Source organism: Streptomyces sp. NPDC088554, assembly GCF_044752945.1.
Lineage (GTDB): Bacteria > Actinomycetota > Actinomycetes > Streptomycetales > Streptomycetaceae > Streptomyces.
Genome location: NZ_JBIVMF010000066.1, coordinates 1 through 9,225, shown reverse-complemented (window position 1 = coordinate 9,225; position 9,225 = coordinate 1). Strand labels below are relative to the sequence as shown.

Sequence of the window (9,225 nt, the reverse complement as noted above, 5' to 3'; positions counted from 1 at the left end):
GAAGCCGAAGCCGAAGCCGAAGCCGAAGCCGAAGCCGAAGCCGAAGCCGAAGCCGAAGCCGAAGCCGAAGCCGAAGCCGAAGCCGAAGCCGAAGCAAGGGCGGTGCTGCCACCGAACCTGATCACCGACGTGGCGACCACGGACGCGACGGTGCCGGACGTGAACGCCACCGCTCCCATCCAGCAGCGCCTTAACGACCACGGCCTGCGGCCCGGCGAACACCTGCTGGACTCCGGCTACCCCTCCGCCGGCCTCATCCACGCCGCCGCCCGGCAGGGCACCACCATGGTCACCCCCGCCCTGCTCGACCACTCCCCGCAGGCCCGCGCCGCCGACGGCTTCGACAAAAGCGCCTTCTCCATCGACTGGAAGGCCCGCCAGGCCCGCTGCCCCGAAGACCGCACCAGCAGAGGCTGGTACCCAGTCTCCCAGCACGGCCGCGACGCCATCGTCGTGGACTTCGCCAAGGCCGACTGCCGCTCCTGCCCCTCCCGGCCCCGCTGCACCACCGGCCGCCGCGTCAACCGCATGCTCACCCTCCAGCCCCGGGAACTGCACGAGACTCTCGCCGCTGCCCGCACCGCACAGCGCACCGACTCCTTCAAGACCCGCTATGCCCTACGGGCCGGCGTTGAGGGCACCATCGACCAGGCCCTGGACGTCACCGGGATGCGCCGGGCCCGCTACCGCGGACTGCCCAAGGTCCGTCTCCAGCACGCCTTCTCCGCAACCGCGGTCAACATCGTGCGGCTCGACGCCTACTGGAGCGGACGCCCCCTCGACCGCAACCGAACCAGCCGCCTCACCCGCCTCAGCCACCAACTCACCGGCTGATCAGACGGAATTGCGCACCAGAGTCGGCCTTCTCGGCCTTCCTGACGTTGCGTCGCCACAACTGGTTCAGGCCGCGCTGGAGCTCATCCAGCGAGCGGTCGGCGAGGGAGAGCTGGAAGACGTAGCGCGGCTGACCGGCAGCGAAGCCCTCCTCGCTGCCGCCACCTGACTGCTGCCAGCCCATGCCCCGCAGCCGATCCATGAGCGCGAAGGCCCTGGGGTCCTGGGTGGTGGCCTCGACCTCGCCGAGCAGGTGGGCCTGCGGATCCGCGATCGCGTCCTTGACTGTGGCCGCGTCCCAGCGGCGCGCGATGACGGGCGGCCCCATCTTGACCGTGAAGGCACCCTGCGACTTGAGGTGAGCCAGCAGCGGCTGCAACCACCGGCCGAGGTCAGCGTCATACCAGTCGATGACCGGTCCCTCGGGCAGGTAGGCGAGGTAGCGCTTCAACTTCGGTAGCGGCCGGTAGAGGACGAGAGCGGCACCGACGATCTGGTCCGCCTCGTCGAACCACCCCAGGCTCTCCGCCCGCCAGTCGGGCTTCACGCCGCCCCAGGAGGGTACCTGCATGTGACTCGCCGAAGGCAGGCTGTCGATGAACGCCAAGTGCTCGTCCCGGCCGATCGTCCTCAAGCGGAAGGTCATGCAGATGCTCCTTGTCCATGGGCGGCGGTCCGCTGGCAGCCTACTGGTGTGCTTCTGGCCCTCATCGGTTGCCGATGCGCGTCACGAGTTACTGACCTGTATTCCCTCGCTGTCCGCAGCCCGGGCGGCGAGGTAGTCGGCCCAGTCGCGTCGGGCGTAGGCGACCCAGCGGATCGCGGTGTGGCGGTGCATGCCGGTCAGGTCGGCGAGGATGGGGCTGGGGAGGTCGGCGGCGAGCGCGGCGAGCGCTGCGTTGCGGGCGGCGCGGACCGTGATGCCGTGTCGGCCGAGCTTCTGGGTCATCGCGTGCGTGGAGATCGGCTTGCCCGGGACCATTCCGGGGAAGAGCAGGCGGGGGCCCGGATGCGTCCGTGAGAGCTGAGGCCGTGGTTGGGGCTGTTCGGCGAGCTGCCGTAGGAGGTCGGCCAGCCGTGGGGGCAGCAGGACGGGGTGGCGGCCCAGCATCAGGCGGGTGTGCTTGTCGTCGGTCTTGATGTGGTCCGGCGTCAGATGGCAGAGGCGTTCGGGTGAGCGTCTGCGACTCCAGCAGATTCCGGACGGCCGGACGGCTACGAAGCGGGCTCGTCGCCCCGGTGACGGTACCGGCGCGTGGGGTCGTGGTCGTAGTGGCAGGCATGTGGCCTCGTTTCGGTTGACTCGCGGGTACGGATGGGCTGGTCCAGCAGGGGTGTTGGCCGTTCTTTGCCGTACAGGAAGCGGCTCACCTGGTCGTCGCGTACTCGGATTCCAGGTCGACGACCGTGAATTCGCTCAGCCGCATGATGAGTTGTCCGGCGCAGACCCAGCGGATGCGGGGATCGCCGAAGGCCACTCCTGCCGCGTCCACGGCGACGGGCGAGGGGTGGCCCGGCCGGTAGAGGGCGCCCTGTACTCCGGCCGGAGCGAAAGCGCGTACCCGAAGGGCTGTGTATCGCTCGCGCAGATGCGGGCAGGCGCGGAGGGAGGTCAGGGCACACGGCATGCAGAGCGGCGGGTGAGCCGTGGTGAGATCGGTGGTCCAGAAATCGGCGTCGCCGGAGTCCTCGCCGAGCAGCCACAACACACCGTCCGCGCTGCGGTGGGCGGGGTGCCCGCAGACCTGGCAGAGCAGCTCCCGCATGGCCCGCAGCTGTCTCAGCGCGTGCACCCTGCCGAACTCCGGCCGCCCCTTACCGGGAAGCGAGGGGACGCGGGTCCACAGCACGCCATCCGTATCGCGGTCGTACGGCCGCTCGTCGGCGTAACCGATGCCCTGGCCCTTCGCGACGATGCGCAGGTCGGGCGGCTGCTCGGCGCTCCATTTGGCGATGTAGGGCACCGGTGTCGGGCGGCGCGATACGCCCGTATCCGGTTGCCGCGCCGGGGCATTGGCCTTGAAGGACCGCATGAGGCGACTCCCTTGATCGTGAGACCGCCCCTACGGAGGCAACATCTCTAGGTATCTAAAGTGAAGCTGACATCTCTAGAGAAGTCAATCGTGGTTGCTTCGTGTTGCTTGTTGAGGTGCGCGGGCCCATGTTGATCGGACGCGTGGTCGAAGCGTGCTGGCACAGGTGTGCCCTAGGGTGTCCAGGGAAGAGGGAAGAGGTTTACGTATGGCGACCGAGGGCGGTGACCGGCGGCCGAAGTACCGGCGCATCGCCGACACCATCCGGCAGGCGATCGAGGCGGGCGACTTCGTGCCGGGTGACCGGCTGCCGGGGGAGAATGACCTGATGGCCGTCCATGGCGTGGCCCGGATGACCGCGCGGCAGGCACTGGGCGTGTTGCAGGCCGAGGGCATCGCGGAGTCCCGCAAGGGGGCCGGTGTGTTCGTACGGTCGTTCCGTCCGCTGCGGCGGCGTGGTGTGGAGCGGCTGTCGCGCGAGGTGTGGGGTGCCGGGCAGTCCGTCTGGTCGGCGGACATCGGGGACCGGACACTCGTCGTGGACCAGGTCGCCGTCGGCGAGGAACCCGCGCCGGAGCGGATCGCGCGGGTCCTCGGTATCGCTCCGGGCGACGCCGTGTGCGTACGGAAGCGGCGGTTCGTCCTGGATGGGAAGCCCGTTCTGCTGGCCACCAGCTCGCTGCCGGCCGACCTCGTCAGGGGAACGGCCGTCACCGAGAAGGACACCGGCCCCGGCGGGATCTATGCCCGCCTCGCCGAAATCGGCTACGGGCCGGTGCACTTCCGGGAGGAGATCCGCTCGCGCATGCCCTCCCAGGACGAAGCGAGCCGGTTGGGTCTCGCCACCGGCACACCCGTCATGCTCGTCTGCCGTACCGCGTTCGTTGCCGACGGCCGTGCGGTCGAGGTCAACGAGATGACACTCGACTCCGCTTCGTACGTACTCGAATACGACTTCGACGCGTAGAGCCCCGTGGTGGTCAGTCCCAGCGTACCGGCGTTGCCTCCTCGGGACGCGGTAACGCAACCCAGGACGCGGTACGCGGGCCCCGCTCCCACCGTCATCGGCCGCACCGGAGGTAAGCGCACACTGGAGGTATGTGCCGCAGCATCAAGACTCTCCGCCCGCCCGCGCTCCCCGAGGAGGCCACCGAGGACGAGATCCGGGCCGCCGCGCTCCAGTACGTACGCAAGGTTTCCGGCTTCCGCGCGCCCGCCGCGCACAACCGGGAGGTGTTCGACCGGGCCGTGGCGGAGATCGCCGCGTCCACGGCGAGGCTGCTCGACGGAATCGAGGTACGCGGCGGCGCGCGCCAACCCGCCTGACCCGCGCGCAACCGTCCCGCCCCGCGTGCCAACCCGCCGGGCCCGCGTTGCCAACCGTCCCGACCGCGCGCCCAACCGTCCCGACCCGCGGCGGAGGCTCAGGCCGCCGCCGGCCCTGGCCGGCCCGGCCTGCGGATGAAGAAGGCCGCCAGCGAGCCCGCCGCGAACAGGGCCAGTACGGAGACGGCCGCCCCGAGCCAGCTCGCGCCCAGCCACTGGCCGCCCAGATAGCCGAGGCCCGCGCTGTACCCCGTCCACGCGACGGCGGCCAGGGCGGACCAGGGCAGGAACTCCTTGACCTTGCGGTGTGCCACACCCGCGCCCAGTGACACCACGGAGCGGCCCGCAGGGGCGAAACGGGCGACGACGACCAGGACGCCACCGCCGGCGCTCAACGCGCCACCGAGACGATCCTGCGCGCTGGTCAGCCGCCGGGAGCGCGCGATGGTCCTGGCGACGCGCCCGTCGCTGCGCCGGGCGATCCGGAAGGCGACCAGGTCGCCGAGGACCGACGCGGTGAACGCGCACGCCATCAGCAGCAGCAGCGACGGCACCTCCTGCGGCACCTGCGCGACCTTGCCCGCCGCGCCCGCGACCGTGGTCGACCCCGCGGCGGCGGCGGTGGCCGCGGTGATCACCAGAACACCGCTGGGCAGCAGCGGAAGGAATACATCGAGCAGTACGGAGAGGGCGACGACGGCGTAGATCCATGGGCTGCCCGTCAGCGACCCCAGACTCTCCAGCACTTCTGAACTCCCCCGCCCGTCGTCCCGTGACAGCGCCTCGACATCTCCGGGAGCGGCAGGGGCGGCTGCGACCCTACAGCGTACGCGTGTGCGGTACGGGGAGATCGGCCGGGGCGCGACAAAGGGATGACGGAGAGCGACGCGGAAGCAGCGCCGCGAGGACGCCGGCATGACGCGAGGTCAGCGGTACGCGGCGGTGGTACGAGCCGTACGCGGCGGTGGGTACGAGGCGGCGGTACGACCCGTACCGACCCAGCCGTACGCACCGCGGATACGGCAGTGCCCGGCCCCCCTCGGGGAGCCGGGCACCGTACGAAAAAGCCGCGAACAGCCGTGAGCGGCCGTTCGGAACGGCCGGAACAGTTCGCGCGTCAGGCGGACGCGCCGACCCGCTCCTTGTCTTCTCTCGACTCGTCGGCCGAGGAGCCCGAGCGGGAGCCGATCAGCTGGTCCAGGGCGAACGCGCCCGGTCCCGTGAAGATCAGCAGCAGGAAGGCCCAGGAGAACATCGCGGCCAGCTCGCCGCCGTTCTGGATGGGGAAGAGACCCCCGGCCTGGTGGACGAAGAAGTACGCGTAGGCCATGGAGCCGGAGGACACCATCGCGGCCCACCGGGTGCCAAGGCCCAGCAACACCAGTGCGCCACCGACGAGTTCGATGACCGCGGCGTACCAGCCCGGCCACGCACCGCTCGCCGCGGCGTCCCGGCCGAAGGCTCCGAAGAGGGATCCGAGACCGTGGCAGGTGAACAGCAGGCCGACGACGATGCGGAACACGCCGAGCGCGTACGGCTGGGCGTGATTGAGACGGGCGTTCAGATTCATTGGGGGGACTCCTTCGATCGTGTGGGGGTGGACCGACGAGCGCTCTCCCGGCCTACGTTAGGCAATCCTGACCGATGCTTGCAAGTTCAACCTTTTGCAAAGAGTCGGTTCTCGTCGCCCGGCCCGCTTCCGCGGCTCCCCGTTCCCCGAGCAGCAGCAGTACGGCGCGGGCGACCGCGTCCGTATCCGAGAGCAGCACCGAGTCCACCCCGGGCCTGGCGCCCGCCGCGGTCACCCAGTGCACCCCTTCTGTGGGCACACCGATGGCGAACCTCCGCGGATGGGGCTCCCCCTGACGATCTACCAGGTAGTAGGGGCGTTGGGTTACATCCAGGCCACCGGTTTCGTAACCACTGATGGTGTGCGGGCGACACTGCCCTGTCTTCAGCAACTGTGACAACAGGGAGTCACAACTGCGCCGGAGGTCCGTTTCCGGCAACCTGGCCTCCACGAGTGTGGCCGCCCGTACGGCCGACCCGGGCACCTCGGGGGACTCCGCGACGAACACTCCGTCGGCCATCCGTACGGTCGTGCGTGGCCCGATCACATCCAGCACACCCGCCTCGATCAGGGCGGCCATCTCCTCGATACGGCGGCGCGGCGGCCCGATGGAGAGGAACGCGTTCAGCGGTGTGTACCAGCGGTCGAGATGGTCGCGCCGGGAGGTTCCCGAGAGCCCGGAGTGGTCCACGATCTGCCGCAGCTCGTTGCGGAGATCCCGCAGTACGTCGAGGGCGGCCTTCACCGGACCGGTCAGATTACCGAGCGCCGCCTCTGCCGCGTCCTTGCGCAAATGGGCCAGCAACCAGGCACGATGGTCCGCCGGGTCGCGGAATTCCTCCGTACCGTACGGCCGGGAGACCCGCTCCCAGCACCAGCGGTCCGCCGCCGCGATGCCCGCGTCGTCGAGGACGGCGGCCTCCCGCGCGCTGCCGTGCGGAGCTGAGAGGAAGCGGCCGAGGAAGGGGTCCCGCGAGGGGGAGTGGCCCTCGCGGCCCATGGTCCCGAAGGCCGTCGCGTAATACACGGCCTCCACCTCCTTCGCGACCAGCGGCCAGATCTCCCGCCGGAAGTCCGGCGGATCGCCGCCGTCCGCGCGCTTGCGGAACGCCTCGATCACATCCGGGGTCAGTAGGAGCGGCAGGTGCCGGCCGGAGGCCCCCTTCGCGTTGTCACCGCGCGCCTGGTACGGCACGCCACGCCGGGATCCCGCGTACAACTGGGGCTCCCGGCCGGACGGGTGGTATACGAGAACACCTTCCGTGTTCGGCGAGAAAATGCCCCCCCGGCCCGCCGTCAGCAGTGCCATGTGGTCGAAGAAGTTCAGCCCGAGCCCGCGCAGCAGCACCGGTTCGCCGGCGCCGATAGCGGAGAGATCGACATCGGCGGGGTTGGCGGGCGGCAGATAGCGCAGCCGGTGCCGGGTGGCGTACGCGGCGAGCGCCGCCTCGGTCTGACCGGAAACGACCGGAAGATGCCCTTGTGCGAGGACGACGGCACTCAGGCCGGAAATCGCTGTCCCGTCGTCGAGCGTGAGCCGCTGGGGCGGGCGCCGCGCGGTGGTGTCGGTGGTGGTGTCGGCGGGCGCCTCGCCCGTACTGTCCGGGTCACCCGGATCATCCTCCAGGCGGATCGCTCGCGCCCGGTGGGTCACCACCGTCACGTTCTCCGGGGCGCCCTCGACCGTCGTACGGAAGGCCCACTCCAGATACCGGCCGTACGCCGCCCGGCTGGGGTAGTCGTCGGGGCCGAGCCGTTCGTCCGGGCGGTCCGAGGCCCACTCGTACAGGCTCGGCCCCGGGCGTATCGGGCCCTCGCAGCCAACGCTCGCGTCGGTGAACACGGTCACCTGCGAGGCCACCGTGTTCATCAGCAGCTCCGCCGACTGGTCGGTGCGCCAGACCTGGCCCGCGCCCGGGGGCGCCGGATCTATCAGGTGCACCGTCAGGGATATGTCCGATGCCAGCTCGGGCACGGACGCGCAGACTCTTTCGAGGACCGAGGTGCCACGGGGTCCGACGCCGACGACGGCGAGTGAGCGGGGCGGAGACTGCCGTACATCGGACAAAGCTGTGACTCCCGGGGCATGGGGGGTGCTGGAAGCGAATGGTCCGCTCATCATGCCGTTGGAGGGGTGGGAGTTCGTACCCTTGAGAGAAGGATCATGCTGTGTGGGAAAGATCACTCAAGAGGGAAGTTGTCGGAGCGTCAGGGCTCTGTCCTGTACGGTGACCGGCTTTGCGGTCCCCCAGGGAGCCCGCCGCCCCCGCCCCGGACTCGTTCCGGACCCGCCCTGGACCTGCCCTGGACCCGCGTCTCGTGGCCGCACGCTCCGGGCGCCGGCGGGTCGGGCTCGGGGGCGCGCTGCCTGACGCATGACGGAGCCCCGACACCCGAGGCTTTGGAGGGTGGCGGGGCTCCGGATCAGTTGGTGAACGCACCGCCCTTGACGCCTGCCACGAAGGAGGTGAAGGCGTCGGTGGGGACGTTCAGAGCCGGGCCTGTTGGGTTCTTGGAGTCGCGGACGGGGACCACGCCGGTAGCGGACGCGTACGCGGGAGCCCACTCGACGCAGGTGCCACCGTTGTTGCTGTAGCTGGACTTGAACCAATGCGGGGTTTCGGTCGACGCCACGGGATGCCCTTCAGTTGGTGGCAAACGGTCCTGTCTTGATGCCCGTTACGAAGGAGGTGAACGCGTCGGCGGGGACGTTCAGAGACGGGCCTGTTGGGTTCTTGGAGTCGCGGACGGGGACCACGCCGTGCGAGGCGACGAGGTTGGCGGCGACCTCAATGCAGTCGCCGCCGTTGTCGCTGTAGCTGGACTTGAACCAACGCGGGGTTTCGGTCGTCACGGTTTACCCTTTCGGATCTGGCTGATCATGGCCACGGATGCAGCCTGGGAGGGAGATTCCGCCTGTAGCTGATGGTAGGCCGTCAATATGGGCAGTACAGCTGTACTTTCCCGCTCAAGATGGCCCCGCTGTGCTGACTCGGCGTACGACATCAGCGAGCGGTCCGGCATCGTCAGTACGGTTATCGGCAGATGGAACGGTCTGTGGCTCATGTCGAACGGGACGATCTGAAGCATGGTGTTCGGCTGCCTGGCGAACTCGATCAGCTGCGCCAACTGCGCTTCCATGGCTGCTGCATCACCGATGGACCGACGGATGCAGCTCTCGTCTAGCACCACGATCATCATGGGAGGCCGAGTCCGGATCAGCGCCGACTGTCGCTCTGCCAGGAACGAGACGCGTTCATCTGCTTGTTCGGGCGTGATGGCCCCCCGCTGTACGGCGCTGTCTGCTAACACCCTTGCGTAGCGCGGTGTCTGCAACAGGCCGGGGATGATCCCGATGTTGTAGAGGCGGATTTCTACTGCCCGCCCCTCGTACCCGACGTACTCGGGGAAGCCTTCCAGCAGGCTGCCGTGCCGGATTTCGCGCCACTGGCGTTCGAACGT

General features: G+C 69.5%; 12 protein-coding genes and 1 pseudogene. 4 read left to right on the top strand and 9 right to left on the bottom strand.

Annotated features, from left to right (window positions below):
* Positions 1–834, top strand: an 834-nt coding sequence (locus ACIP8W_RS31495; protein WP_402205812.1) for a transposase, incomplete at its 5' end; no start/stop codon positions are given.
* Positions 835–859: 25 nt separating this feature from the next.
* Here the strand turns inward: ACIP8W_RS31495 and ACIP8W_RS31490 are convergent.
* From ACIP8W_RS31490 to ACIP8W_RS31480, 3 genes and pseudogenes are all read right to left on the bottom strand, one after another.
* A pseudogene (locus ACIP8W_RS31490) lies at positions 860–1,480 on the bottom strand (lipid II:glycine glycyltransferase FemX); the annotation flags it as partial.
* An 81-nt stretch (positions 1,481–1,561) separates the two neighbouring features.
* On the bottom strand, positions 1,562–1,945 hold the full coding sequence (locus ACIP8W_RS31485; protein ID WP_402149254.1) for a hypothetical protein: 384 nt from the start codon (positions 1,943–1,945) through the stop codon (positions 1,562–1,564).
* A 256-nt stretch (positions 1,946–2,201) separates the two neighbouring features.
* On the bottom strand, positions 2,202–2,867 hold the full coding sequence (locus ACIP8W_RS31480; RefSeq protein ID WP_401956440.1) for a hypothetical protein: 666 nt from the start codon (positions 2,865–2,867) through the stop codon (positions 2,202–2,204).
* 208 nt (positions 2,868–3,075) lie between these two features.
* Here ACIP8W_RS31480 and ACIP8W_RS31475 point away from each other — a divergent pair, with 208 nt between their 5' ends.
* Both ACIP8W_RS31475 and ACIP8W_RS31470 read left to right on the top strand, forming a co-directional pair.
* Positions 3,076–3,834, top strand: a complete 759-nt coding sequence (locus tag ACIP8W_RS31475) for a GntR family transcriptional regulator (RefSeq protein WP_401956442.1) — start codon at positions 3,076–3,078, stop codon at positions 3,832–3,834.
* Positions 3,835–3,965: 131 nt separating this feature from the next.
* Positions 3,966–4,193: a DUF2277 domain-containing protein gene (locus tag ACIP8W_RS31470; protein ID WP_402149259.1), complete on the top strand. Its 228-nt coding sequence runs from the start codon at positions 3,966–3,968 to the stop codon at positions 4,191–4,193.
* 98 nt (positions 4,194–4,291) lie between these two features.
* On the opposite strand, the gene ACIP8W_RS31465 is transcribed toward ACIP8W_RS31470, so the two are convergent.
* Positions 4,292–4,939, bottom strand: coding sequence for a DedA family protein (locus tag ACIP8W_RS31465; protein ID WP_401956445.1), 648 nt, complete (start codon positions 4,937–4,939; stop codon positions 4,292–4,294).
* Between the two features lie 169 nt (positions 4,940–5,108).
* Between ACIP8W_RS31465 and ACIP8W_RS31460 the strand changes: the two genes are divergently transcribed.
* On the top strand, positions 5,109–5,276 hold the full coding sequence (locus tag ACIP8W_RS31460; RefSeq protein ID WP_402205809.1) for a hypothetical protein: 168 nt from the start codon (positions 5,109–5,111) through the stop codon (positions 5,274–5,276).
* A 34-nt stretch (positions 5,277–5,310) separates the two neighbouring features.
* Here the strand turns inward: ACIP8W_RS31460 and ACIP8W_RS31455 are convergent, their stop codons facing one another.
* From ACIP8W_RS31455 to ACIP8W_RS31435, 5 genes are all read right to left on the bottom strand, one after another.
* Positions 5,311–5,757 (bottom strand): DoxX family protein, encoded by a 447-nt coding sequence (locus ACIP8W_RS31455; RefSeq protein ID WP_401956464.1) that lies wholly within the window; start codon positions 5,755–5,757, stop codon positions 5,311–5,313.
* A gap of 58 nt (positions 5,758–5,815) precedes the next feature.
* Positions 5,816–7,882 (bottom strand): FAD/NAD(P)-binding protein, encoded by a 2,067-nt coding sequence (locus ACIP8W_RS31450; RefSeq protein WP_402205814.1) that lies wholly within the window; start codon positions 7,880–7,882, stop codon positions 5,816–5,818.
* Between the two features lie 305 nt (positions 7,883–8,187).
* Positions 8,188–8,397, bottom strand: coding sequence for a DUF397 domain-containing protein (locus tag ACIP8W_RS31445; protein WP_401956447.1), 210 nt, complete (start codon positions 8,395–8,397; stop codon positions 8,188–8,190).
* 10 nt (positions 8,398–8,407) lie between these two features.
* Positions 8,408–8,617, bottom strand: a complete 210-nt coding sequence (locus tag ACIP8W_RS31440; protein WP_401956449.1) for a DUF397 domain-containing protein — start codon at positions 8,615–8,617, stop codon at positions 8,408–8,410.
* Positions 8,614–9,225: DUF5753 domain-containing protein (locus ACIP8W_RS31435; RefSeq protein ID WP_402205808.1), on the bottom strand; the 612-nt coding region annotated here is incomplete at its 5' end. The genes ACIP8W_RS31435 and ACIP8W_RS31440, both read right to left, overlap by 4 nt.

Bases quoted from the DNA above. Each gene is read 5' to 3' on its own strand.
- ACIP8W_RS31485 (WP_402149254.1), bottom strand. From the start codon at position 1,945: ATGCTGGGCCGCCACCCCGTCCTGCTGCCCCCACGGCTGGCCGACCTC.
- ACIP8W_RS31480 (WP_401956440.1), bottom strand. From the start codon at position 2,867: ATGCGGTCCTTCAAGGCCAATGCCCCGGCGCGGCAACCGGATACGGGC.
- ACIP8W_RS31475 (WP_401956442.1), top strand. From the start codon at position 3,076: ATGGCGACCGAGGGCGGTGACCGGCGGCCGAAGTACCGGCGCATCGCC.
- ACIP8W_RS31470 (WP_402149259.1), top strand. From the start codon at position 3,966: ATGTGCCGCAGCATCAAGACTCTCCGCCCGCCCGCGCTCCCCGAGGAG.
- ACIP8W_RS31460 (WP_402205809.1), top strand. From the start codon at position 5,109: ATGACGCGAGGTCAGCGGTACGCGGCGGTGGTACGAGCCGTACGCGGC.
- ACIP8W_RS31450 (WP_402205814.1), bottom strand. From the start codon at position 7,882: ATGAGCGGACCATTCGCTTCCAGCACCCCCCATGCCCCGGGAGTCACA.